This window comes from Kitasatospora sp. CMC57, from assembly GCF_045866025.2.
In the GTDB taxonomy this organism is placed as follows: domain Bacteria; phylum Actinomycetota; class Actinomycetes; order Streptomycetales; family Streptomycetaceae; genus Kitasatospora.
In genome coordinates, this window is sequence record NZ_AP035881.2 from 916,133 (window position 1) to 939,936 (window position 23,804).

A 23,804-nucleotide genomic window follows, 5' to 3' on the forward strand; every position below is an offset into this window, starting at 1 on the left:
TCAGCCCCTCACCGCTCGGCGTACCCGGCCCAGCAGCCCGCCGCCACGCGGCGCGGTGGCCGCCCGGACCTCGGCGCGGATCAGCCGGGCCAGTTCCTCGCGCTCGCCTGCCTGCTGGGGCACCGTCAGACCGGACTGCTGACGGCTGACCGCCTTCCGCACGCCGTAGCTGAACGCGGCCACCTTCACCAGCGGTCCCCCGAGGGTGGCGGCGACGGTGGAGGAGAGCGCGTTGGCGTTGGCGGCGGCGTCCTGCACGTTGGCGGTGATCTCGTCGACCCGCTCCAGCTGCTCGTTCGCGCTCCGGACGGCGGCGCCCGCGTCGGTCAGCAGCGGCACCGCCTGCTCGGTCACGGCGGCGACCAGCACGGTGGCCTCCCGCAGCACCTTGGAGAGCCGCACCAGCACCACGGCGAGCAGAGTGACCAGGACCGCCCAGAACACGGCCACCAACAGACCGGCCAGCTCTCCCACGGACACCTTGCGCGCTCCCTACTTGCCACGTAGCTCAGGTTTGAACCCTATCGCGCCCCGCAACGAGTTACTCGCACCCAGGGGCGGGCGCTCGGCCCCGCACCACCGGGGGCTCCGGGAATGCGAGGAGATCCGGGGGCCGGGTCACCACGAAAGCCCCCGGGGTGCACCGGACGCCCCGGTCGGCTCAGTAACCTACCGGCCGGTCACCTCGTTGGGCGGGATGGTTCGCAGGGCGCGAGCCGTACCGCGGAGCCCCGGGGGCGACGGAAGTGATCAGTGCCACCGACCGGCTGCCCGCCGAGTTGACCAGCTTCGTCGGCCGCGAGCCCGAACTCGCCGCCCTCGCGGGACTGCTGCGGACCCGACGGCTGGTCACGGTGACCGGCCCCGGCGGGGTCGGGAAGACCCGGCTGGCGCTGCGCGCCGCCGCCGCGGCGGCGAACCGCTTCGCCGACGGCGTCCGACTGGTCGAGGTGGGCGGCGTCCAGGACCCGCTGCTGCTCGGGCACGCCGTGCTGGAGGCGCTCCGGCTGACCGACTCGACCGCCCGGCCGCCCGAGGAGGTCCTGGTCGAGCAGTTGGCCGACCGGGAGTTGCTGATCGTGCTGGACGGCTGCGAGCACCTGGTGGCGGCCTGCGCCGAGCTGGCGGCGACGCTGCTGCGGGCCGCTCCCGCGCTGCGGGTGCTGGCCACCAGCCGGGAGACCCTGCGGGTGCCGGGTGAGCACCGGCTGCCGGTCGCCCCGCTGCCGGTGAGCGGCCCGGACGGCGCCCCGGCGGAGGCGGTCCGGCTGTTCGCGGACCGGGCCGCCGCCGTGCTGCCCGGCTTCGAGCTGACCGACCGCAACCTGGGCGAGGTCACCCGGCTCTGCCGCCGCCTGGACGGCATCCCGCTGGCCGTCGAGCTGGCCGCAGGACGGCTGCGGGCGCTCTCGGTGGAGCAGATCGCCCTCCGCCTGAACGACCGCTTCCGGCTGCTCACCGGCGGCGACCGGAGCACTCCCGGGCGGCACCAGACCCTGCGCACCACGATCGGCTGGAGTCACGAGCTCTGCACGCCGCAGGAACGTTTAGCCTGGGCCCGGCTCTCGGTCTTCTCCGGCAGCTTCGACCTGGAGTCCGCCGAGTACGTCTGTGTCGGCGAGGGCCTGGGCGCCGACGAACTCCTCGACCTACTCAGCGAGTTGATCGGCAAATCGGTGCTGCTCCGGGAGGAGGGCGAGCTCGGCGTCCGCTACCGGCTGCTGGACACGCTGCGCGAGTACGGCGCCCAGTGGCTGCGCGCCACGGGCGAGGAGTACCGGCTGCGCAGCCGACACCGCGACTGGTACCTCGGGATGGCCAGCTGGGGCGAGATCGAGTGGTTCGGCCCACGCCAGCAGGAGACCGCCGAGCGGACCAGGCTGGCCCACCCCAACCTGCGGACCGCACTGGAGTTCTGCCTCGCCGAGCCCGGTGAGGAGCAGGTCGCCCTGTTGCTGGCCGGGACGCTCTGGTTCTACTGGGTCGGCTCCGGCCACCTGGGCGAGGGCAGGCACTGGCTGGACCGGGCGCTCGCGCTGGCCCCCGAGCCGACCGAGGCCCGGGCCAAGGCGCTCTGGGTCACCGGGTACATGGCCACCCTCCAGGGCGATCTGGCCCGGGCCAGGCCCGCCCTGGCGGAGTGCCACCGGCAGGCGCTGGAGACCGGCGACGACCGGGCGCTGGCCTACGCCGTGCACCGGCAGGGCTGCGCCGCCCTGATCGGGGACGACCTCGGCCGGGCCACCGAGCTGTTCGAGGAAGCGCTCTGGCACTACGACGCGATCGGCGAGCTGAACAGCAACGTGCTGATGGCGATGTTCGAGCTGGCCGTCGCCTACCTGTTCCAGGGCGAGACCGAGAGCGGGCAACGCTGGCTGGAGGAGGTCCGGGGGATCTGCGAGGAGCACGGCGAGCAGTGGGCGTACGCCTACGCGCTCTACGCGCTGGCGTTCTCGGCCTGGACGGCGGGCGAGAACCGCACCGCGCGGGCGCACGCGCGGGAGTGCGTGCGGCTGAACCACCTGTTCCGGGATCTGCTCGGGGTGGTGCTGGCGCTGGACATGCTGGCGGTGCTGGAGACCGAGGGCCCGGCGCCCGACCTGTTCGAGGCCCGGGTGCTGCAGGGCGCGGCACACCGGATCTGGCGGGCCGTCGGCAAGCCGTTCTTCGGTTCCAGCTCGTTCAACGGCCCGTACCGGACCTGCGAGGAGCGGACCAGGGAGGGGCTGACCGAGCAGGAGTTCACCGAGGCGTTCGGCCTGGGCGCGGCGCTGGACCTGGACCAGGTGGCCGCCCGGGTGCTCGGCCGGGAGTCGGTGGAGACCTCCGGGAACGGGCCGAGCCCCGCAGCCGGAAGGCTGCGGGGCTCGGTACCGACCGCGGGTCAGCGCGAGTAGTACTCGACGACCAGCTGCTCGTCGCAGATCACGGGGACCTCACGACGCTGCGGGGCACGGTCCAGGCGGAACGCCAGGGCGCGGAGGTTGACCTCGAGGTACTTCGGGGTCTGACCCTCACCCGCGTAGCCACCCTCACGGGCGACCTGGAACGGGACCTTCTCCTTGCTACGCTCACGCACGGTGACGACGTAGCCCGGCTTCAGCTGGAACGACGGCTTGTTGACCTTGCCACCGTTGACCTCGATGTGGCCGTGAACGACCATCTGGCGGGCCTGGTAGATGGTGCGGGCGATGCCCGAACGCAGCACCAGCGAGTCGAGGCGGACCTCGAGCTCGGCGATCAGCGCGTCACCGGTCTTGCCCTCGGCCTTCTTCGCGCGGTCGAACGCGCGGGCCATCTGCTTCTCGCTGAGGTCGTACTGCGCGCGCAGACGCTGCTTCTCGGTCAGACGGACCTTGTAGTCAGAGTTCTGCTTGCGGCCACGGCCGTGCTGGCCGGGCGGGTACGGGCGGGCCTCGAAGTACTTGACGGACTTCGGGGTCAGCGGAATGCCCAGGGCACGGGCAATCTTGACCTTGGGGCGCTTCTGGTTCGCCATGAACCAAACCTTCCTTGCGAATGAATACGGCTGCACCAGGTGTTGACGGAGGTCGCTCCTCGCGACCAGGAGAAAAACCACCCCTGGGGGTGATCAGCCGCTCTCCGGGCCGGGCACATCTGTGCTTGCACACGTGCGGCCCACCGCCGGGAAGGTGGTGGGCTGCCCGCGACACCGAAAACGGTGCGCAACGCTCCAGGAGACTCTCCACGAAGGGGAGGCTCGGGCCACTGCCCCGCTGGTGCGGCCGGTCGGTGAGCTCTCACTCGCCGCCTGCCCGGGACAAGGCACTTCGGGACAGTGTACAGGGCACCCGCACCCCTCCCGGCACCCACCGAGGTCCTTCAGGGATCTTGGACGACAGAGCCAGGTTCACCGATCTCCCCTGAGCCGGCCCCTGGTCCACTCGACGGTGTCCGCGTACCGCGCCTCGCCGCCGTGCCTGGTCGGCCGGTAGTACTCCTTGCCGTGCACCGCGTCCGGCGCGTACTGCTGGGTGGCGATGCCCTCCGGCAGGTCGTGCGGGTACTGGTAGCCCTGGGCGTGGCCGAGCTTGGCCGCGCCCTTGTAGTGCCCGTCCCGCAGGTGCGGCGGCACCGCCCCCGCCAGGCCCTGCCGGACGTCGGCCAGCGCCGCGTCGATCGCCAGGTAGGCCGCGTTCGACTTGGGGGCGAGCGCCAGTGCGATGGCCGCCTGGGAGAGGATGATCCGGGCCTCCGGGAAGCCGATCAGGGCCACCGCCTGGGCCGCCGCGACGGCCGTCTGCAAGGCGGTCGGATCGGCCAGGCCGACGTCCTCGCTGGCCGAGATCATCAGCCGCCGGGCGATGAAGCGCGGGTCCTCGCCGGCCTCGATCATCCGCGCCAGGTAGTGCAGGGTGGCGTCCACATCGCTGCCCCGGATCGACTTGATCAGGGCACTGGCCACGTCGTAGTGCTGGTCGCCGTCCTTGTCGTAGCGGACCGCCGCCTGGTTCACCGCCGTCTCGGTGGTGGCCAGCGAGATCGAGTCCTCGCCCTTCTCCAACGCGGCTCCGGCCGCCGCCTCCAGCGTGGTGAGCGACCGGCGGGCGTCTCCCCCGGCCAGCCTGACCAGGTGGTCCTCCGCCTCCTGGCTGAGCGTCAACCGCCCGCCCAGACCCCGCTCGTCGGTCACCGCCCGGCGCAGCAACAGCCGGATGTCCTCGTCGGTCAGCGACTCCAGCGTGAGCAGCAGCGAACGGGACAGCAGCGGCGAGATCACCGAGAAGTACGGGTTCTCCGTGGTGGCCGCGATCAGGGTGACCCAGCGGTTCTCCACGGCCGGCAGCAGCGAGTCCTGCTGGGCCTTGGAGAAGCGGTGGATCTCGTCCAGGAACAGCACCGTCTCCTTGCCGGACATGCCGACCGCGCGCCGGGCGCCCTCGATCACCGCCCGGACCTCCTTGACGCCCGCGGTGATCGCGGAGAGCTCCACGAACCGGCCCTCGACGGCCTGGCTGATCACGTGCGCCAGCGTGGTCTTCCCCGTCCCGGGCGGCCCCCAGAGGATCACCGAGCTGGTCGCGGCCGGCCCCCGGGTGCTCGCCACCAACCGCCGCAGCGGCGACCCGTCCTTCAGCAACTGCCGCTGCCCGGCCACCTCGTCCAGGGTGCGCGGGCGCATCCGTACGGCCAGCGGGGCCCGCCCCGGCTCCTGGCTCTGGCGTTCCTCGGCGGCTGCGGTGAAGAGGTCCGGTTCCACGCTTGAAGGGTATGCCAGCGCGCCGACAGCCCTTACTTCTCCAGCCGGGCCGCATGGTCGGGGACGTACTTCTGCAGGTCGCGCGGCGGTCGCTGGTAGCCCCTGGGCGCGGGCCGGGGCGGCAGTTCCACGGGGGGCACGCTGACCTCGTGGTACGGCAGGGTGGCGAGCAGGTGGGCGATCATGTTGATCCTGGCGCGCCGCTTGTCGTCGCTCTCCACCACGTGCCAGGGCGACTCCGGGATGTCGGTGTAGACGAACATCTCGTCCTTGGCCCGGGAGTACTCCTCCCAGCGCGAGATCGACTCGGTGTCCATCGGCGAGAGCTTCCAGCGCCGCAGCGGGTCCTCCAGCCGGGCCCGGAACCGCCGCTCCTGCTCGGTGTCGCTGACCGAGAACCAGTACTTGCGCAGCACGATGCCCGCCTCGATCAGCATCCGCTCGAAGGTCGGCGCCTGGTGCAGGAACTGCCAGTACTCCTCCGGGGTGCAGAACCCCATCACCTTCTCGACCCCGGCCCGGTTGTACCAGCTCCGGTCGAACAGCACGATCTCCCCGGCGGCGGGCAGCTGCTCCACGTACCGCTGGAAGTACCACTGGCTGCGCTGGCGCTCCGTCGGGACGGGCAGGGCGGCGATCCGGGCGACGCGCGGGTTGAGGTACTCGGTCACCCGCTTGATGGCGCTGCCCTTGCCGGCCGCGTCCCGGCCCTCGAAGAGCACCACCAGGCGGACGCCCTCGGCCCTGACCCACTCCTGGACCTTCACCAACTCGCTCTGCAGGCGGAGCAGTTCCTTCTCGTAGGGCTTCTTGGGTAGCCGCTTCCCGCCGTCCGACGCCATCGGGCCCTCCGCTCAGGGGTGCTGATGAGCACTCACGCTACGGCGGATCAGCTGCGCCCGCAGGTCGGCGCGCACCCGTGCCTGCCGTACTGGAAGCCGGTACTGCGGCGGGTCACACCCCGCCGAAGGGCGCCGGGTACCGGCAGTGGCCCTTCGGGCTGCCGTCGTACGCGGGCAGCGGGAACGCCTGGAAGTACTCCCCCGGCACCTCGAACGGACCGGTGACCTCGTGGTCCGTCGCCGGGGCGAAGCCGAAGCGGCCGTAGTAGTCGGGATCCCCCAGGACCACCACCAGCTTCTCGCCCGCCTCGGCGGCGGCGGCGAGCGCTGCGCGCACCAGCAGCACCCCCACCCCCTTGCGCTGCCACTCCGGCGCGACCGCCACCGGCGCGAGCGCGAGACCGGCCGCGTCGCCGACTTCGAGGCGGGTCAACAGGACGTGCCCGACGACGAGTTCGCGTTCGTCCACGGCGACCAGCGAGAGGGCGGGAAGCCAACTGCCGTCCCGGCGAAGGGCGTCCACCAGGTCGGCCTCGTCCGGTCCTGGGAAGGCGGCCATGTGCACCCGACGGGTCGCCGGTGCGTCCGAGGGGTGCTCAACTCTGGTGCTGACGTTCATGGTTGATCCTTCCACGCCTTTGTGGACCGAGACGGCACGAGGGCCCCGGCCGGTGCGAACCGCACACCGACCGGGGCCCTGATCGTACAGATCCCGCGTCAGGCCTCGTCGCGCTTGGCCTCGTCCCGCGACTTGGGCTTCGCGTCGACACCGGCCTCCCGGCGCTGGGCCGGGGTGATCGGGGTCGGTGCGCCGGTCAGCGGGTCACCGCCGGTGGAGGTCTTCGGGAAGGCGATGACGTCCCGGATGGTGTCGTACCCGCCGAGCAGGGTGACGATCCGGTCCAGGCCGAAGGCGACCCCGCCGTGCGGCGGCGGGCCGTAGTTGAAGGCGTCGAGCAGGAAGCCGAACTGCGACTGCGCCTCCTCCTCCGACAGCCCGATCGCGTCGAACGCCCGCTTCTGCACGTCGCGCTGGTGGATACGGATCGAACCGCCGCCCAGCTCCGAGCCGTTGAGCACCAGGTCGTACGCGTTGGAGAGCGCGTTGCCCGGGTCGGTGTCGAAGGTCGCGAGCGACTCGGCGGTCGGGGCGGTGAACGGGTGGTGCACCGCGTGCCAGCCCTGGAACTCGCCCTTGTCGTCCTCGATCGGCTCGAACATCGGGAAGTCGACCACCCAGAGGAAGGCCCACTGCGACTCGTCGATCAGGTTGCAGCGACGGCCGATCTCCAGCCGGGCCGCGCCGAGCAGCTCCTGCGAGGCGGTCTTCTTACCCGCCGCGAAGAACACCGCGTCGCCCGGCTTGGCCCCGGCGGCGGCCGCGAGGCCGGACAGGTGCTCCTCGGACAGGTTCTTGGCCACCGGGCCGCGCAGCTCGCCGGTCTCGGCGTCCACCAGCACGTAGGCCAGGCCACGGGCGCCGCGCGCCTTGGCCCAGTCCTGCCAGGCGTCCAGCTGTTTGCGCGGCTGGGAGGCGCCACCGGGCATCACCACGGCGCCGACGTACGGGGCCTGGAAGACCCGGAACTCGGTGCCCTTGAAGTACTCGGTGAGGTCGGTGAGTTCCTGCCCGAAGCGGACGTCCGGCTTGTCGGAGCCGTAGCGGTTCATCGCGTCCGCGTAGGTCATCCGGGGCAGCGGGTTCGGGATCTCGTACCCGTGCACCTGCTTCCAGATGGCGCCCACGACCTTCTCGCCGAGCGCCAGGATGTCCTCCTGGTCGACGAACGAGGCCTCGATGTCGAGCTGGGTGAACTCCGGCTGCCGGTCGGCCCGGAAGTCCTCGTCCCGGAAGCAGCGGGCGATCTGGTAGTACCGCTCCATGCCGGCCACCATCAGCAGCTGCTTGAACAGCTGCGGCGACTGCGGCAGGGCGTACCAGTGGCCCGGCTGGAGGCGGACCGGGACCAGGAAGTCGCGGGCGCCCTCGGGGGTGGACCGGGTCAGGTACGGGGTCTCGATGTCGAGGTAGTCGTTCTCCTCCATCACCGTACGGATGATGTGGTTCACCTTGGAGCGCAGGCGCAGCGCGCGGGCCGGGCCCTCACGGCGCAGGTCCAGGTAGCGGTACCGGAGGCGGACCTCCTCGTTGACCGTGCCCGGCTCGTACTCGGCGACCTGGAACGGCAGCGGGGCGGCCTCGGAGAGCACCTCCAGGGCGCCGACCACGACCTCGATCTTGCCGGTCGGGATCTCCGGGTTCTCGTTGCCCTCCGGGCGGACCCGGACCTCGCCGACGACCTTGACGCAGTACTCGGAGCGCAGGTCCCCGATCGCCTCCAGGTCGCGGGCCACGATCTGCACGGTGCCGGAGGCGTCGCGCAGGTCGATGAAGGCCACCCCGCCGTGGTCGCGGCGGCGGGCGACCCAGCCGGCCAGGGTGACGGTCGTTCCGGCGTGCTCCGCGCGGAGCGTGCCCGCGTCGTGCGTGCGGATCACAGCTGCTTCTCCTTCAGGGTGGTGACGAGTGCTTCGAGTTCGACGGGGGTCTGTTCGCCGGTGGTCATGTCCTTCAACTGGACGACACCGGCGGCGAGATCTCGGTCCCCGGCGACGAGGGCGAAGCGGGCCCCGGAACGGTCGGCGGACTTCATGGCGTTCTTGATGGTCTTCACACCGAAGGCGAGGTCGGTGGCGATTCCCGCCCGGCGCAGCTCGGTCACCTTGCCGAACAGCACGTTCTTGGCCTCCTCGCCGAGCGCCACGGCGTACACCGAGGTGGTGGCGGGCAGGTCGAGGACGATGCCCTCGGCCTCCATCGCGAGGAAGGTGCGGTCCACGCCGAGGCCCCAGCCGACCGACGGCAGCGCCGGGCCGCCGAGCATCTCGGAGAGGCCGTCGTACCGTCCGCCGCCGCCGATCGCGGACTGGGCGCCGAGACCGCCGTGCACGAACTCGAAGGTGGTGCGGGTGTAGTAGTCCAGCCCGCGGACCAGCTTCGGGTCGTCGACGAAGGCCACCCCGGCGGCGGTCAGCAGCGCCCGGACCTGCTCGTCGTAGGCCTTGCACGCCTCGCACAGGTAGTCGCGCAGCATCGGCGCGTCGACCAGCTGGTCCTGCACGGACTGCCGCTTGTCGTCGAGCACCCGGAGCGGGTTGATCTCGGCCCGGCGGCGGGTGTCCTCGTCCAGGTCGAGCCCGGCCAGGAAGTCCACCAGCGCGGCCCGGTAGACCGGGCGGCACTCCTTGTCGCCCAGGCTGTTGATCAGCAGTCGGTAGTCGCTCAGCCCGAGCGAACGGAACGCGTCGTCGGCCAGGATGATCAGCTCGGCGTCCAGCGCCGGGTCCTCGGCACCGATCGCCTCGGCACCGATCTGGGCGAACTGGCGGTAGCGGCCCTTCTGGGCCCGCTCGTAACGGTAGAAGGAGCCCGAGTACCAGAGCTTGACCGGCAGGTTGCCCACCTTGTGAAGGTTGGCCTGGAGCGTGGCGCGGACCACCGAGGCGGTGCCCTCGGGACGCAGCCCGAGCTCGTCGCCGCCCTTGGTGGTCAGGCTGTACATCTCCTTGGAGACGATGTCGGTGGACTCACCGACGCCCCGGGAGAAGAGCTTGATGTCCTCGAAGACCGGCGTCTCGATGTAGCCGTAGCCGGAACGCCGCAGCGGCGCCGAGAGCCGCTCCCGGATCGCCAGGTAGGTGGCGGAGCTCGGCGGCAGCAGGTCGTAGGTGCCCTTGGGGGCGGTGAAGGTGCTCAACTTCTCTATCCGTCACATTCCTCGTCGCGGGAAGGCCGGGGCGCCGAGCGCTCCCGCCGCCTGCTGGAGGTAGGGGTTGGTGGCGCGCTCACGGCCGATGGTGGTCTGGCCGCCGTGGCCGGAGAGGACCACGGTGGAATCGTCGAGGGGCAGGCAGACCCGGGCCAGCGAGCGCATGATCGCCTCGCCGTCTCCCCCCGGGAGGTCCGTACGCCCTACCGAGCCGGCGAACAGCAGGTCACCCGAGAACAACACCGGTGGGATGTCGCTCTGCGAAGGCGTCCGGAAGGTCACCGACCCCTTGGTATGCCCGGGCGCGTGATCGACCGTCAGCTGTAGACCGGCCAGCTCCAACACCGCACCGTCGGTCAGCGCCCGTACGTCGTCCGGCTCGCCGACCGTGATCGAGCCCATGATCTGCTGCCCGATCGAACGACCCAGACCACCGGCCGGGTCGGACATCATGTAGCGGTCCTCGGGGTGGATCCAGGCCGGGACGCCCTGCGCACCGCAGACCGGCACCACCGAGGCGATGTGGTCGATGTGCCCGTGCGTCAGCAGGACGGCGACCGGCTTGAGCCGGTGCTCCCTGATCAGGTCCTCGACACCCTGCGTCGCCTGGTGCCCGGGGTCGACGATCACGCACTCCTCACCGGCTGCCGGCGCGACCAGGTAGCAGTTGGTGCCCCAGGCCCCGGCGGGAAATCCGGCGACGAACAACGTGATTCCTCTCGATCGGGTATCGATCAGCTGCGGGAGTTGTATAACTTCCGCAAGCCTACCGGCGGCAGGGCGCCGGTTCCTAACCGGTTGGCCGTGAGTCCGCTCCGCCTCCACCGGCCCAATCGTGACCTCGGACCTGCACAGCTGATCTCGTACTTACACACGAGGTCCCTACACTTGGCCGCCTGCGGATGCGATGATCCGCATCAGCATCCCCAAGAACTCCCCACCTTTCAGGAGACACGGCCGGTGGTCACCAGCGAACAGCGTCGACGTCAGCTCGCCCGCGAGAAGTACGAGCGGCAGATGGAGCGCCGGGTAGAGGCCCAGAAGAAGGCGAGGCGGCGCAACGCGATCGTCGGCGGCGCCCTCGCCGTCGTGGTGATCGCCGCAGGTGGCGCCTGGGCCGGCGGGGTCTTCGACTCCGACGCCAAGCCGAAGGACAGCGCGCAGGCCGCGCCGACGCCGGCCGCCGCCGCCACGCCCGTCAAGGGCTGCGAGGCGCCCGCCGCCGGTGCGCCGAACGGCAAGCAGTGGAAGACCGAACCCGCACTGACGGTCGACACCAAGGCCGCCTACACCGCGAAGCTGGCCACCAGCTGCGGCGAGGTGACCCTCTCGCTGGACGCCGCCAAGGCGCCGCACACCGTGAACTCCTTCGTCTACCTGGCCGGTGAGCAGTACTTCGATCACGTGAAGTGCCACCGCCTCACCACCGAGGGCATCTACGTGCTCCAGTGCGGTGACCCGACCGGCAGCGGCTCCGGCGGCCCCGGCTACCAGTTCGCCGACGAGAACCTGACCGGCGCGGTCTACCCCGCGGGCACCGTGGCGATGGCCAACGCCGGCCCGGGCACCAACGGCAGCCAGTTCTTCCTGGTCTACAAGGACACCAAGCTGCCGCCGAACTACACCCCGTTCGGGAAGATCACCGGTGGCCTCGACGTGCTGACCAACATCGCCGGTGGCGGCGTCAAGGGCGGTGGCGGCGACGGTGCGCCGAACGCCAATGTGGTGCTCAACTCGGTGACCGCGACCAAGAGTTGACCGGTCACCTGGCCGGGCCCCGGACCACCGGGGCCCGGCCACGCCCGAACCCGACCGGCCCGGATCCGGACAACGCCGGTGCTGGTCGCCTATCTTGCTTGTTGTATAGGGTGCCCTGACCGTCGGCCGTCACCCTCGGCGCAGACAACTCGACGGCTCGGACGGCGGACTCCATCGGTCCGCCGCACATCAACTGTGGACGACGTACGTGCCCCGTGCGGGCCGTGACGTCATGTGGAGGAGGCGCGCTGTGAGCAGCGAACCGTGGGGCCGTGTCGACGAGCAGGGGACCGTCTACGTCAGGACCGCCGACGGCGAGCGCGTCGTCGGCTCCTGGCAGGCGGGCTCCCCCGAGGAGGCCCTCGCCTACTTCGAGCGGAAGTACCAGGGCCTGGCGGCCGAGATCGCCCTGCTGGAGCACCGGGTCCGGAAGACCGACCTGGCCACCAAGGACGCCCAGACCGCCCTCGACCACCTGCGCGCGCAGGTCGTCGAGGCCCACGCGGTCGGTGACCTGGAGTCGCTGGCCAAGCGCCTGGATACGCTGACCGGGGAGATCGAGACCCGGCAGAACGAGCGGAAGCTCGCCAAGGCCAAGGCCCAGGACGAGACCCGCACGGCCAAGGAGAAGCTGGTCGCCGAGGCGGAGCAGCTCGCCGAGTCCACCCAGTGGCGGGAGGCCGGGGACCGGCTGCGCGCCCTGGTGGACATCTGGAAGGGTCTGCCCCGGCTGGACCGGAAGAGCGACGACGAGCTGTGGCACCGCTTCTCGCACGCCCGCTCGGTCTTCTCCAAGCACCGCAAGGCGCACTTCGCCACCCTGGACTCCGAGCGCGAGCAGGCCCGCGCAGTCAAGGAGAAGCTGGTCGCCCAGGCCGAGGCGCTCTCCAGCTCCACCGAGTGGGGTGACACCGCCGCCGCGTACCGGGACCTGATGACCAGTTGGAAGGCGGCCGGTCGCGCCCAGCGGGACGCGGAGGAGGAGCTCTGGGCCCGGTTCCGGAGCGCGCAGGACGTCTTCTTCCAGGCCAGGTCGGCCACCTTCAGCGAGCGGGACGCCGAGCAGGGCGAGAACCAGAAGCTCAAGGAGGCCCTGCTGACCGAGGCCGAGGCGATCCTCCCGATCACCGACCTCAAGGCCGCCAAGGTCGCGCTGCGCGGCGTCAACGAGCGCTGGGAGGCGATCGGCCACGTCCCGCGCGACGCCAAGCCGAAGCTGGACGCCCGGCTGAACGCGGTCGAGCGCGCGATCCGCGAGGCCGAGGAGGCCGAGTGGCAGCGCTCCAACCCGGAGGCCCGTGCCCGCGCCACCGGCATGACCAGCCTGCTGCAGTCCGCCGTGGACAAGCTCCAGGGTGAGCTGGAGAAGGCACGCGCGGCCGGCAACGCGAGCAAGGTCGCCAAGCTGGAGAACGAGCTGGCGGGCCGTCAGGCGCTGCTCGACCAGGCTCTCAAGAGCCTGCAGGAGTTCAGCGGCTGACCTGCCGGACACGAGAGAGGGCCCCCACCGCGCGGTGGGGGCCCTCTCTCGTGTCCGGGGTTACTTCCGCGCCGAGGTGACCCGGTAGACGTCGTACACGCCCTCGACGCCGCGGACCGCCTTGAGCACGTGCCCGAGGTGCTTCGGGTCGCCCATCTCGAAGGTGAAGCGGCTCATCGCCACCCGGTCCCGGGAGGTCTGCACCGCCGCCGACAGGATGTTGACGTGCTGGTCCGAGAGCACCCGGGTGACGTCCGAGAGCAGCCGGGACCGGTCCAGCGCCTCGACCTGGATCGCCACCAGGAAGACCGAGGACTGGGTGGCGGCCCACTCGACCTCGATCATCCGCTCCGGCTGCTGGGTCAACGACTCGACGTTGACGCAGTCCGCCCGGTGCACCGAGACGCCGTTGCCCCGGGTCACGAAGCCGACGATCGGGTCGCCCGGCACCGGGGTGCAGCAGCGGGACAGCTTGACCCAGACGTCGTCCACGCCCTTGACGATGATGCCCGGGTCGCCCTTGGCCCGGCGCCGGGTGGCCCGGCTCTGGTGGGTGGTCGGGGTCGCCGTCTCGGCCAGGTCGTCGGTCGCGCCGTCCTCGCCGCCGAGCGCCTGGACCAGCTTCTGGACGATGTTCTGCGCCGCGACGTGGCCCTCGCCGATCGCCGCGTACAGGGACGAGATGTCCGGGTACCGCATCTCGTGCGCGAGGGTGACCAGCGAGTCGCCGGTGAGGATGCGCTGGATCGGCAGACCCTGCTTGCGCATCGCGCGGGCGATCGCCTCCTTGCCCTGCTCGATCGCCTCCTCGCGGCGCTCCTTGGAGAACCACGCCTTGATCTTGTTCCGGGCCCGGGGCGACTTGACGAAGCCCAGCCAGTCCCGGGACGGACCCGCGTTCTCCGCCTTGGAGGTGAACACCTCTACCGCGTCGCCGTTCTCCAGCGTCGACTCCAGCGGCACCAACCGGCCGTTGACCCGTGCTCCTATGCACCGGTAACCGACCTCGGTGTGCACCGCGAAGGCGAAGTCCACCGGGGTGGCGCCGGCCGGCAGCGCTATCACGTCACCCTTGGGCGTGAAGACGAAGACCTCGTTGTTGGAGAGGTCGAAGCGCAGCGACTCCAGGAACTCGCTCGGGTCCTCGGTCTCCTTCTGCCAGTCCAGCAGCTGCCGCAGCCAGGCCATCTCGTTGACCGCGCCGGCCTTGTCGTCCTTGCGCGCCTGCGAGGGCGTGTCGGTACGGACCTTGGAGGCGCCCGCCACCGCGCGCTGCTTGTACTTCCAGTGCGCGGCGATGCCGTACTCCGCGCGGCGGTGCATGTCGAAGGTGCGGATCTGCAGCTCGACCGGCTTGCCGCCGGGACCGATCACCGTGGTGTGCAGCGACTGGTACATGTTGAACTTGGGCATCGCGATGTAGTCCTTGAACCGCCCCGGCACCGGGTTCCACCGCGCGTGGATGGTGCCCAGCGCCGCGTAGCAGTCGCGGACGGTGTCGACCAGCACCCGGATGCCCACCAGGTCGTAGATCTCGGCGAAGTCGCGACCTCGTACGATCATCTTCTGGTAGACCGAGTAGTAGTGCTTCGGACGGCCCGTCACCTGCGCGGTGATCCTGGCCCCCCGCAGATCGCCCTGTACCTGGTCGATCACGGTGGCCAGGTACTCGTCCCGCTTGGGTGCCCGCTCGGCCACCAGACGCACGATCTCGTCGTACATCTTGGGGTAGAGGATCGCGAAGGCGAGGTCCTCCAGTTCCCACTTGATGGTGTTCATCCCCAGCCGGTGTGCCAGCGGGGCGTAGATCTCCAGGGTCTCGCGGGCCTTCTGCTCCTGCTTCTCCCGCTTGAGGTAGCGCATGGTGCGCATGTTGTGCAGCCGGTCGGCCAGCTTGATCACCAGGACGCGCGGGTCCTTGGCCATCGCGACGACCATCTTGCGCACCGTCTCGGCCTGGGCCGCCTCGCCGAACTTGACCTTGTCCAGCTTGGTCACGCCGTCGACCAGCAGCGCCACCGAGTCGCCGAAGTCCTTTCGCAGGGTCTCCAGGCCGTAGTCGGTGTCCTCGACCGTGTCGTGCAGCAGACCCGCCATCAGGGTCGCGGCGTCCATGCCGAGTTCGGCCAGGATGGTGGCGACCGCCAGCGGATGGGTGATGTACGGGTCGCCGCTCTTGCGCTTCTGGCCCCGGTGCCACCGCTCGGCCACCTCGTAGGCGCGCTCGATGTCGCGCAGCAGAGCCGGATCGGCCTTCGGGTCCTGGGCCCTGATGGTCCGGAAGAGCGGTTCGAGCACCGGGTTGAGCACGGTGCTGCGCTGGCCGCCGAAGCGGGCCAGCCGGGCCCGCATGCCGCCGGAGGCGGACGGCCGGGGTGCCGAGGGGGGCGGTGTCGGCCGTACCGGGGTGTCCCCCGAGGGCGTGGGCCGGCTGTCGGGGGCGGCGGCCTTGGCCGTGGGCACAACCTCGTCGGGCAAGGACACTCCTCGTGGCGCGGTGCCTTCCCCTCGCACGAGAAGGGGAACGGATGATTCTTCATGGTACCGAGCCGGGGTGAAGGCCGAGGCACGGGCATCCTCAGGATGCCCGTGCCTCGTGCGTCACGCAGGGTCTCAGAGGGTGACCAGGGTCTCCAACGGCGCGTCGCCCAGGTGCGGGGTGAGCCGCTCGCGGCCGTCCAGGAAGCCGAGCTCCATCAGCACGACCACCCCGGCGAGTTCGGCTCCGGCCCGGCGGACCAGGTCCAGCGAGGCCCCGATGGTGCCGCCGGTGGCCAGCACGTCGTCGACCACCAGGACCCGCTCGCCCCGGGTGAAGGCGTCGCACTGCACCTCGAGGGTGGCCGAGCCGTACTCCAGGTCGTAGGACTGCCCGTGCACCTCACCGGGCAGCTTGCCCTTCTTGCGGATCGGCACGAACCCGATCCCGGCCGCGAAGGCCGCCGGGGCGGCGAGCACGAACCCCCGTGCCTCCAGACCGACCACCTTGGTCGCACCGAGTGCCTTGGCCCGGTCGGCCAGCGCCCGGGTGAGGGCCGCGAAGGCCTCGGCGTCGGCGAGCAGCGGCGCGATGTCCTTGAACAGCACGCCCGGCTTCGGGTAGTCCGGTACGTCCCTGATCCGGCTGTTGAGCAGCTCGGCCAGGACGGGGTCGGGAAAGGTCACGGGGGTCCTTCGGTGAGTCCGGTCAGTGCTTGCCGGACGGGCGGCCCTTGGTACGGGACCGGCTGACCGGCTGGTTGCGGCTACCGACGATACCCGCCGACCCGTCGGCCTCGTCGCCCTCGGCCGGGTCCGGCTCGCCTGCGGCGATCCGGTCGGCCTCGGCCTTGGCGTCCGCGGCCCGGCGGGCCGCGACCTTCTTGGCCAGCGCCTTCATCTCCGGCTGCATCTCCTTGAGCTGCGCGTACAGCGGGGTGGCCACACAGATCGAGGAGTACGCACCGGCCGCGAGGCCGATGAAGAGGGCAAGCGAGATGTCGTTCAGGGTGCCCGCGCCGAACAGACCGCCACCGATGAAGAGCAGTGCGGCGACGGGCAGGAGCGCCACCACGGTGGTGTTGATCGAGCGCACCAGGGTCTGGTTGAGGCCCGCGTTGGCGGCCTCGCTGAAGGTGCGCTTGTTCTGCCGCGTGATGCCCTTGGCGTTCTCCTTCACGGTGTCGAAGACGACCACCGTGTCGTAGAGCGAGTAACCGAGGATGGTCAGGAAGCCGATCACGGTACCCGGGGTGACCTCGAAGCCGACCAGGGCGTAGACGCCGATGGTGATCAGGAGGTCGTGGATCAGCGCCACCAGGGCGGCGATCGCCATCCGCCACTCGAAGGCGATGGCCAGGTAGATGGTGACCAGCACCATGAAGATCACCAGGCCGAGCAGCGCCTTCTTGGAGATCTCCTCACCCCAGCTGGGGCCGACCACCTGGGCGTTGATCTCGTTCGCCTGGACGTTCAGGTCCTTGGAGAGCTCGGCGATGAAGGTCGCCGCCGGCAGCTGCTCCTCGGCGCTGACCTGGATTTTGACCGCGCCCTTGTCGGTGGACTGCACCAGCGCGCTGGTGTCCTTGAGGATGTCGTCCGCCGCGGTCTTGGCCTGGGAGACGGTCAGACCGGGCTTGGTGATCGTGTAGACCGAGCCGCCCTCGAACTCGATGCCGAGCTTGAGGCCGAGCGCCAGCCCGAGCGCGGCGACCAGCACGATCACGGCGGAAATGCTGTACCAGAGCTTGCGCCGGCCGACGAAGTCGAAGCTGACCTCGCCCTGGTAGAGACGGTGGCCGAGGTTGCTGAAGCGTGACATCGCGTCAGACCTCCTTCGCGGCGGTGGCGGAGGTGCGGCGACGACCGCGCACCGGAGGACGGGCACCAAGGCGCTTCGGGTCCAGACCGGACCACTTGTGGCCCTCGGCGAAGAACTTGGTCCGCGCCAGCAGGGTGATCAGCGGCTTGGTGAAGAGGAAGATCACCACGACGTCGAGCGCGGTGGTCAGGCCGAGGGTGAAGGCGAAGCCCTGCACCTTGCCGACCGAGACCAGGTAGAGCACGGCGGCGCAGAGGAACGAGACGAAGTCCGAGACCAGGATGGTGCGCCGGGCCCGGGGCCAGGCACGCTGGACGGCCGGGCGCAGCGGGGCGCCCTCGCGGACCTCGTCGCGGATCCGCTCGAAGTACACGATGAAGGAGTCCGCAGTGATACCGATCGCGACGATCGCACCGCAGACGGCGGGCAGGTTGAGCGCGAAGCCGATACCGGCGCCGAGCAGCGACATGATCGCGTAGGTCAGGGCGGCCGAGACCACCAGACCGGCGATGGACACCAGACCGAGCCCGCGGTAGTAGACCAGCGAGTAGAGCACCACCAGGATCATGCCGATGCCACCGGCGGCCAGACCGGCCTTCAGCTGGTCACCACCGAGCTGCGGGGAGACCGTGGTGACGTCGCTCATCTCGAAGGTGAGCGGCAGGGCGCCGAAGCTGAGCACGTTGGCCAGGGCCTTGGCCTCGGTCTGGGTGAAGCTGCCGGAGATGACCGCGTTGCCACCGGTGATCGACTGGCTGACGTACGGGTGGGAGACCACCTTGCCGTCGAGCACGATGGCGAACTGGTTGGCCGGGGTGGGCTGGGTGGCGAGCTGGCCGGTGGTCCCGGCGAACGCCTTGGAGCCGGTGTCGTTGAACTTCAGCTGGACCTGCCAGCCGGCGCCGCCCTGGGTGTCGAAGGAGGCGATCGCCTTGTCGATGTCCTGGCCCTGTACGGCGACCGGGCCGAGCGCGAACTTGTACCAGACGTTCTGCTCGGCGTCGAAGCTGCACGCGACCGAGCCCTTGGCCGGGTCGGTCTGGTAGTCGAGCCGCTGCGCCTGGTTCGAGCAGTCCAGCGCCGCGAACTGCTGCGCGAGCTCCGGCGGGACGGTGCCCTGGGTGAGGGCGGCCGACATGTCGGCGGCGCTCGGGGCGGACGGGGCCGCGGAGGGGGCGGCGGGCGGAGCGGTGCTCGCGGCGGGCGAGGCGGTCGGGTCCGCCTTCAGCCCGTCGGTGACGGCCCGGCCGGCCTTGGACGAGGCGCTCGCGGAGGCACTCGGCGAGCCGCTCGGCGGCACCGGAGCGGCCGAGGAGCCGGCGCTCGGGGTGGTCGCGGGGGTCGTCCCGGCGCTCGGCGAGGCCGCCGGCGCGGTAGGCAGGGCACCGGTGGGCGCGAGCGCGAGCACCGGACGGAAGTAGAGCTTCGCGGTCTGGCCGATGTCCTTGATCGCCTGCTCATTGTCGCCATCCTTGTTCGGGATGTTGACGATGATCGTGTTGGCCCCCTGCGTCTGGACCTCGGCCTCGGAGACGCCGAACGCGTTCACGCGCTTGGTCAGGATGCTGACCGCGGTGTCCATGTTGGTCTTGGTGATCGCGGCGGGGTTGTCCGACTTGGCGGTCAGCGTGATGCTGGTGCCGCCTGCGAGGTCGATCCCGAGACGCGGCGTGGTGTGGCCCGTCCCGAACATGAGGGCGACCAGACCGACGGTGATCACCAGGATGAAGGCCAGTGCCCGCCCCGGGTAACCGTCGCGCGGGCGCGACTTGGGTGATGCCACCTTGCTCGTTTCTCCCTGTCCATGGCGCCGGTCACCGGACCCCTGTCCGGTAGGTGGCGGATAGGGGAAGGTGGCCTGACGGCCCGTGAGGTCCTTTGGTCGCGCGGGCGGTTGCCACGCGGCCGAGGGTGTGCCCGACCGTACTACTTGCTCTTCGGAGCCTCGTCGTCGGTGCCGTCGGTGCCCGACTCGTCCTTCTTGTCGAAGCTGAGCGGCTTCTCGTCGCTGAGCGGCTTCTCGTCGAGCTCGGCGATCTCGCCGGCCCCGTCGACGGTCTCCGTCGCCTCGTCCTCGATCGGACGGCCGTTGATGATTGCGTCGTACTCGTCCCGGTCGAGCACCGCGGCGATCGAGCCCTTGGTGAAGTGCACGACGGTGCCGGGCGAGATCTCCAGCTCGACGGTCTCCTCGTTCACCGACTTCACCAGGGCGTACATGCCGCCGATGGTGCGGACGCCCGAGCCGGGCTCGAGCGCGGAGCGCATCTCCTTGGCCTGGTCCTGACGCTTCTTGTTGGACCGGAACATCATGAAGAGCAGGAGCAGCGGCACCAGCAGGATGATGAGGTTAGACACAGCAGCCAATGTCCTTACGGGCCGCCGAGTGGGCGGCCTGTGGTAAACGGTCGGCCCCATCAGGTCGAGAGGGGCGGTCCGGCGGAGTCTAGGCGACCCGCTCTGATCGGACAACGCCAAGCATGTCATCCTGCCGCCGTTGGTGGCGACCTTCGGCCTGCACAGTTTGCTCACGACCTGTGGCCGAAACCGAACCGCTCGGCGGAAGGTCAGCTGCTCGCACCACCGAACAGATCCGGCTGGCCGGGCACCGCGCCCCGCGGTGACTGCGGCGGCGGCACCATCCCCAGGTGCTGCCAGGCGGCGGCGGTGGCGATCCGGCCGCGCGGCGTACGGGCCAGCAGACCCTCCCGGACCAGGAAGGGCTCGGCCACCTCCTCCACCGTCTCGGCCTCCTCACCCACCGCGACGGCCAGCGTGGAGAGGCCGACCGGGCCGCCGCCGAACAGCCGGAGCAGCGCGTCCAGCACCGCCCGGTCCAGGCGGTCCAGACCACGGGCGTCCACCTCGTAGACGGCCAGCGCCTGGGCGGCGATCTCCCGATCCACCACGCCGTCGTGCCTGACCTGGGCGAAGTCCCGGACCCGGCGCAGCAGCCGGTTGGCGATCCGGGGCGTGCCGCGCGAGCGGCCGGCGATCTCGGCGGCGCCGGCCGGGTCGATCTCGACGTCCAGCAGGGCGGCCGAGCGGTGCACCACCCGCTCCAGTTCGCTGGGCGCGTAGAACTCCATGTGGCCGGTGAAGCCGAAGCGGTCGCGCAGCGGGGGCGGCAGCAGCCCGGCCCTGGTGGTCGCGCCGACCAGAGTGAATGGGGGCAGCTCCAGCGGGATCGCGGTGGCGCCGGGCCCCTTGCCGACGATCACGTCGACCCGGAAGTCCTCCATCGCCAGGTAGAGCATCTCCTCGGCCGGGCGGGACATCCGGTGGATCTCGTCCAGGAAGAGCACCTCGCCCTCGGTCAGCGAGGAGAGGATCGCCGCCAGGTCACCGGCGTGCTGGATGGCCGGGCCCGAGGTGATCCGGATCGGGGCGCCCAGCTCGGCCGCGATGATCATCGACAGCGTGGTCTTGCCCAGCCCGGGCGGGCCGCTGAGCAGCACGTGGTCCGGTGTGGCACCGCGCTTGCGGGCGGCCTGCAGCACCAGCGACAGCTGCTCGCGGACCCGCTCCTGCCCGATGAACTCGTCCAGCAGCTTCGGCCGCAGCGCCGCCTCCACCGCCTGATCCTCACCGTCGGCCGCCGCCGTCACTATCCGGTCGACATCGCGGCGGTCGGCGGGGTCGGAGTCGTACGGGCTCATCGGGCGGGCTCCTGAAAGTCCATCAGCGGGTGCGGTTGAGGGTGCGCAGCGCGGCCTTGAGCAGGGCGCCGACGTCCGTCCTGGCCTGCGCCTCGGCCTCGGGCGTGACGGCGGTGACCGCTTCGTCCGCCTCGCGCGGAGCGTAGCCGAGACCGACCAGGGCGGCGTGCAGCTGCTCGCTCCAGGGGGCCGGACCTGCGGCGACCGGCTTCTGGGCGGGGACGCTGCCGTGCGGGGCGCCGAGCTTGTCCTTGTACTCCAGGAGCAGCTTCTGGGCGAGCTTGGGGCCGATCCGGGGGACGGCGGTGAGCGACTTGGCGTCACCCTGGGCGACGATCCGGCGCAGCTCGTCCGGGGTGAAGGTGGCCAGCATGCCGAGCGCCATGGTGGCGGCCACCCCGCTGGCGGTGAGCAGCACGTCGAAGGTGGCCCGCTCGTCCTCGTCGGCGAAGCCGTACAGGGTGAGCGAGTCCTCCTTGACGATCAGCGCGGTGGTCAGCCGGGTGGGCTCGCCGATCCGCAGCGCGGCCAGCGTGCGGGGGGTGCACTTCACCAGCATGCCGACGCCGCCGACCTCGACCACGGCACTGCCGGGGGTGATGGCGGCGACCGGGCCCTGGACGAAGGCGATCATCGGCGGTACTCCCTGGCTCTCGGCTGACTCGCGACGGCGGCGGCGATCCGGTTGTTCGCCGTGCCGCGCCAGATGTGACAGATCGCCAGCGCCAGCGCGTCGGCCGCGTCGGCGGGCTTGGGCGGCTCGGCCAGCCGCAGCAGTCTGGTGACCATCGCGGTGACCTGGGCCTTGTCGGCCCGGCCGTTGCCCGAGACGGCGGCCTTGACCTCGCTGGGCGTGTGCAGCGTGACCGGGATGCCGCGCCGGGTGGCGCAGAGCATCGCGACGGCGCTGGCCTGCGCGGTACCCATCACCGTACGGACGTTGTGCTGGGCGAACACCCGCTCCACCGCGACGAGTTCGGGGTCGTACTGGTCCAGCCACTGCTCCAGCCCCTGCTCGATCAGCAGCAGCCGCTGCCCGATCTCCGCCTCGGCGGGCGTACGGACCACCCCGACCCCGAGCATGGTGAGCGGCCGACCGGGCGTCCCCTCCACCACGCCGACACCGCACCTGGTCAGCCCAGGGTCAACTCCCAGCACCCGCACGCTTGGCCTTTCATGTCGTCCGACCTGCGAAGGCTACCGCCCGGGTCGGACAACCGGACGAACGACACCGGCCCGGCGGTCCGCGAGGGACCACCGGGCCGGAGGGGCGGCCGAGTTACTCGGCGTCGAGCTCGGCACCGACCTCGTCGCTGATGGAGAAGTTGGCGAAGACGTTCTGCACGTCGTCGCTGTCCTCCAGCGCGTCGATCAGCTTGAAGATCTTGCGGGCACCGTCCGCGTCCAGCGGCACCTGCAGGTCCGCCACGAAGTTGGCGTCGGCCGAGTCGTAGTCGATCCCGGCGTCCACCAGCGCGGTGCGGACGGCGACCATGTCGGTGGCCGCGCTGATCACCTCGAAGGAGTCACCGAGGTCGTTGACCTCCTCGGCGCCGACCTCCAGGACGACCTCGAAGACCTTGTCCTCGTCGACCCCGTCCGCCTTCGGGACGATGATGACGCCCTTGCGGTTGAAGAGGTACGAGACCGAGCCCGGGTCGGCCATGTTCCCGCCGTTGCGGGTCATCGCGACCCGGACGTCGGAGGCCGCGCGGTTGCGGTTGTCGGTGAGGCACTCGATCAGGACCGCCACGCCGTTCGGGCCGTAGCCCTCGTACATGATGGTCGAGTAGTCGGCCCCGCCGGCCTCCGCACCGTCACCGCGCTTGACGGCGCGGTTGATGTTGTCGATCGGCACCGAGCTCTTCTTCGCCTTCTGGGTGGCGTCGTAGAGCGTCGGGTTGCCGGCCGGGTCGCTGCCGCCGGTGCGGGCCGCCACCTCGATGTTCTTGATCATCTTGGCGAAGAGCTTGCCGCGCTTGGCGTCGATCGCGGCCTTCTTGTGCTTGGTGGTAGCCCATTTAGAGTGGCCGGACATCACCAGCTCCTTTTCGTCGCCAAAGGGAAATGAACAGAAGGGATCTTACCGGTGCCGCGGGCCGCTTCAGCGACCGGCACTCTCGACCATGCGTACGAAGTACTCGTGCACCCGGTGGTCACCGGTCAGCTCGGGGTGGAACGAGGTGGCCAGCAGGTTGCCCTGACGGACCGCCACGATCCGGCTGTCCGGACCGTCGGCGGCGGGCAGCTCGGCCAGCACCTGCACACCGGCGCCGACCTCCTCGACCCAGGGGGCCCGGATGAAGACGCCGTGCACCGGCTCCTCGCCGAGGCCGTCGAAGGCGACGCCGGACTCGAAGGACTCGTTCTGCCGGCCGAAGGCGTTCCGGCGGACGGTCATGTCGATGCCGCCGACCGTCTCCTGGTCGTCCCGGCCGTCCAGGATCTTGTCGGCCAGCATGATCATGCCCGCGCAGGTGCCGTAGACCGGCATACCGGCCCTGACCCGCTCGCGGACCGGCTCCATCAGGCCGAACAGCAGGGCCAGCTTCGACATCGTGGTGGACTCCCCGCCGGGGATGACCAGCGCGTCGACGTCGGCCAGCTCCTCGGGCCGCCGCACCTCACGGGCGATCGCGTCGGCCGCGGCCAGCGCGATCAGGTGCTCACGGACGTCGCCCTGCAGGGCCAGGACGCCGATGACGGGGGTACTCACGGTCACTACCTCTTCACGTTGTTACGTCGGACGTGCGGCGGCCCGCCGCGGCCGAAGC

The 23,804-nt window shown here is 70.7% G+C and carries 21 protein-coding genes; 3 read left to right on the forward strand and 18 right to left on the reverse strand.

Annotation, left to right across the window (positions count from 1 at the left end):
* Window positions 1-480: a DUF948 domain-containing protein gene (locus ACKUU6_RS04240; RefSeq protein WP_407987078.1), complete on the reverse strand. Its 480-nt coding sequence runs from the start codon at window positions 478-480 to the stop codon at window positions 1-3.
* Between the two features lie 266 nt (window positions 481-746).
* Here ACKUU6_RS04240 and ACKUU6_RS04245 point away from each other — a divergent pair, with 266 nt between their 5' ends.
* On the forward strand, window positions 747-2,897 hold the full coding sequence (locus ACKUU6_RS04245; protein WP_407987080.1) for an ATP-binding protein: 2,151 nt from the start codon (window positions 747-749) through the stop codon (window positions 2,895-2,897).
* On the opposite strand, the gene rpsD is transcribed toward ACKUU6_RS04245, so the two are convergent.
* From rpsD to ACKUU6_RS04280, 7 genes are all read right to left on the reverse strand, one after another.
* Window positions 2,885-3,499, reverse strand: a complete 615-nt coding sequence (gene rpsD / locus ACKUU6_RS04250; RefSeq protein WP_184911720.1) for a 30S ribosomal protein S4 — start codon at window positions 3,497-3,499, stop codon at window positions 2,885-2,887. The genes ACKUU6_RS04245 and rpsD overlap by 13 nt on opposite strands.
* Before the next feature lie 372 nt (window positions 3,500-3,871).
* Window positions 3,872-5,221 (reverse strand): replication-associated recombination protein A, encoded by a 1,350-nt coding sequence (locus tag ACKUU6_RS04255; protein ID WP_407987082.1) that lies wholly within the window; start codon window positions 5,219-5,221, stop codon window positions 3,872-3,874.
* Between the two features lie 32 nt (window positions 5,222-5,253).
* On the reverse strand, window positions 5,254-6,063 hold the full coding sequence (gene ppk2, locus ACKUU6_RS04260; RefSeq protein ID WP_407987083.1) for a polyphosphate kinase 2: 810 nt from the start codon (window positions 6,061-6,063) through the stop codon (window positions 5,254-5,256).
* A gap of 112 nt (window positions 6,064-6,175) precedes the next feature.
* The gene (locus tag ACKUU6_RS04265) at window positions 6,176-6,682 is read right to left on the reverse strand and encodes a GNAT family N-acetyltransferase (RefSeq protein WP_407987084.1); all 507 of its coding nucleotides are present in this window, start codon (window positions 6,680-6,682) and stop codon (window positions 6,176-6,178) included.
* Between the two features lie 98 nt (window positions 6,683-6,780).
* Window positions 6,781-8,562, reverse strand: a complete 1,782-nt coding sequence (gene aspS / locus ACKUU6_RS04270; protein ID WP_407987085.1) for an aspartate--tRNA ligase — start codon at window positions 8,560-8,562, stop codon at window positions 6,781-6,783.
* Window positions 8,559-9,821, reverse strand: coding sequence for a histidine--tRNA ligase (hisS, locus tag ACKUU6_RS04275; protein ID WP_407987086.1), 1,263 nt, complete (start codon window positions 9,819-9,821; stop codon window positions 8,559-8,561). Before hisS ends, aspS begins: the two co-directional genes overlap by 4 nt.
* Window positions 9,822-9,833: 12 nt before the next feature.
* Window positions 9,834-10,541 (reverse strand): MBL fold metallo-hydrolase, encoded by a 708-nt coding sequence (locus ACKUU6_RS04280; protein ID WP_407987087.1) that lies wholly within the window; start codon window positions 10,539-10,541, stop codon window positions 9,834-9,836.
* Between the two features lie 252 nt (window positions 10,542-10,793).
* Between ACKUU6_RS04280 and ACKUU6_RS04285 the strand changes: the two genes are divergently transcribed.
* Both ACKUU6_RS04285 and ACKUU6_RS04290 read left to right on the forward strand, forming a co-directional pair.
* Window positions 10,794-11,591: a peptidylprolyl isomerase gene (locus ACKUU6_RS04285; protein ID WP_407987088.1), complete on the forward strand. Its 798-nt coding sequence runs from the start codon at window positions 10,794-10,796 to the stop codon at window positions 11,589-11,591.
* Between the two features lie 250 nt (window positions 11,592-11,841).
* Window positions 11,842-13,071 (forward strand): DUF349 domain-containing protein, encoded by a 1,230-nt coding sequence (locus tag ACKUU6_RS04290; protein ID WP_407987089.1) that lies wholly within the window; start codon window positions 11,842-11,844, stop codon window positions 13,069-13,071.
* Window positions 13,072-13,131: 60 nt separating this feature from the next.
* On the opposite strand, the gene ACKUU6_RS04295 is transcribed toward ACKUU6_RS04290, so the two are convergent.
* The 10 genes from ACKUU6_RS04295 to pdxT form a co-directional block, all read right to left on the reverse strand.
* On the reverse strand, window positions 13,132-15,549 hold the full coding sequence (locus ACKUU6_RS04295; protein WP_407987090.1) for a RelA/SpoT family protein: 2,418 nt from the start codon (window positions 15,547-15,549) through the stop codon (window positions 13,132-13,134).
* A 135-nt stretch (window positions 15,550-15,684) separates the two neighbouring features.
* Entirely contained in the window at window positions 15,685-16,236 is a 552-nt protein-coding gene (locus ACKUU6_RS04300; RefSeq protein WP_407987091.1) for an adenine phosphoribosyltransferase, read from the reverse strand.
* 22 nt (window positions 16,237-16,258) lie between these two features.
* Window positions 16,259-17,371 carry a protein translocase subunit SecF gene (gene secF / locus ACKUU6_RS04305; RefSeq protein WP_407987092.1) on the reverse strand — a complete coding sequence of 371 codons (1,113 nt, stop codon included), beginning with the start codon at window positions 17,369-17,371 and terminating at the stop codon, window positions 16,259-16,261.
* A gap of 4 nt (window positions 17,372-17,375) precedes the next feature.
* Window positions 17,376-19,154 carry a protein translocase subunit SecD gene (gene secD, locus ACKUU6_RS04310; RefSeq protein WP_407987093.1) on the reverse strand — a complete coding sequence of 593 codons (1,779 nt, stop codon included), beginning with the start codon at window positions 19,152-19,154 and terminating at the stop codon, window positions 17,376-17,378.
* A gap of 143 nt (window positions 19,155-19,297) precedes the next feature.
* Window positions 19,298-19,729, reverse strand: coding sequence for a preprotein translocase subunit YajC (yajC, locus tag ACKUU6_RS04315; protein WP_407987094.1), 432 nt, complete (start codon window positions 19,727-19,729; stop codon window positions 19,298-19,300).
* 209 nt (window positions 19,730-19,938) lie between these two features.
* Window positions 19,939-21,030 carry a Holliday junction branch migration DNA helicase RuvB gene (gene ruvB / locus ACKUU6_RS04320; protein WP_407987095.1) on the reverse strand — a complete coding sequence of 364 codons (1,092 nt, stop codon included), beginning with the start codon at window positions 21,028-21,030 and terminating at the stop codon, window positions 19,939-19,941.
* A 22-nt stretch (window positions 21,031-21,052) separates the two neighbouring features.
* Window positions 21,053-21,664 (reverse strand): Holliday junction branch migration protein RuvA, encoded by a 612-nt coding sequence (gene ruvA / locus ACKUU6_RS04325; RefSeq protein WP_407987096.1) that lies wholly within the window; start codon window positions 21,662-21,664, stop codon window positions 21,053-21,055.
* Window positions 21,661-22,194 carry a crossover junction endodeoxyribonuclease RuvC gene (gene ruvC / locus ACKUU6_RS04330; RefSeq protein ID WP_407987097.1) on the reverse strand — a complete coding sequence of 178 codons (534 nt, stop codon included), beginning with the start codon at window positions 22,192-22,194 and terminating at the stop codon, window positions 21,661-21,663. The genes ruvA and ruvC overlap by 4 nt, the downstream gene beginning before the upstream one ends.
* 115 nt (window positions 22,195-22,309) lie before the next feature.
* Window positions 22,310-23,068, reverse strand: coding sequence for a YebC/PmpR family DNA-binding transcriptional regulator (locus ACKUU6_RS04335; RefSeq protein WP_407987098.1), 759 nt, complete (start codon window positions 23,066-23,068; stop codon window positions 22,310-22,312).
* 66 nt (window positions 23,069-23,134) lie between these two features.
* A complete protein-coding gene (gene pdxT / locus ACKUU6_RS04340; RefSeq protein ID WP_407987099.1) occupies window positions 23,135-23,746 on the reverse strand; it encodes a pyridoxal 5'-phosphate synthase glutaminase subunit PdxT in 612 nt (203 codons plus the stop codon).
* Window positions 23,747-23,804 lie beyond the last annotated feature (58 nt).

Bases quoted from the DNA above. Each gene is read 5' to 3' on its own strand.
- secF (WP_407987092.1), bottom strand. From the start codon at position 17,371: ATGTCACGCTTCAGCAACCTCGGCCACCGTCTCTACCAGGGCGAGGTC.
- ruvB (WP_407987095.1), bottom strand. From the start codon at position 21,030: ATGAGCCCGTACGACTCCGACCCCGCCGACCGCCGCGATGTCGACCGG.
- ruvA (WP_407987096.1), bottom strand. From the start codon at position 21,664: ATGATCGCCTTCGTCCAGGGCCCGGTCGCCGCCATCACCCCCGGCAGT.
- ACKUU6_RS04335 (WP_407987098.1), bottom strand. From the start codon at position 23,068: ATGTCCGGCCACTCTAAATGGGCTACCACCAAGCACAAGAAGGCCGCG.
- rpsD (WP_184911720.1), bottom strand. From the start codon at position 3,499: ATGGCGAACCAGAAGCGCCCCAAGGTCAAGATTGCCCGTGCCCTGGGC.
- ppk2 (WP_407987083.1), bottom strand. From the start codon at position 6,063: ATGGCGTCGGACGGCGGGAAGCGGCTACCCAAGAAGCCCTACGAGAAG.
- ACKUU6_RS04265 (WP_407987084.1), bottom strand. From the start codon at position 6,682: ATGAACGTCAGCACCAGAGTTGAGCACCCCTCGGACGCACCGGCGACC.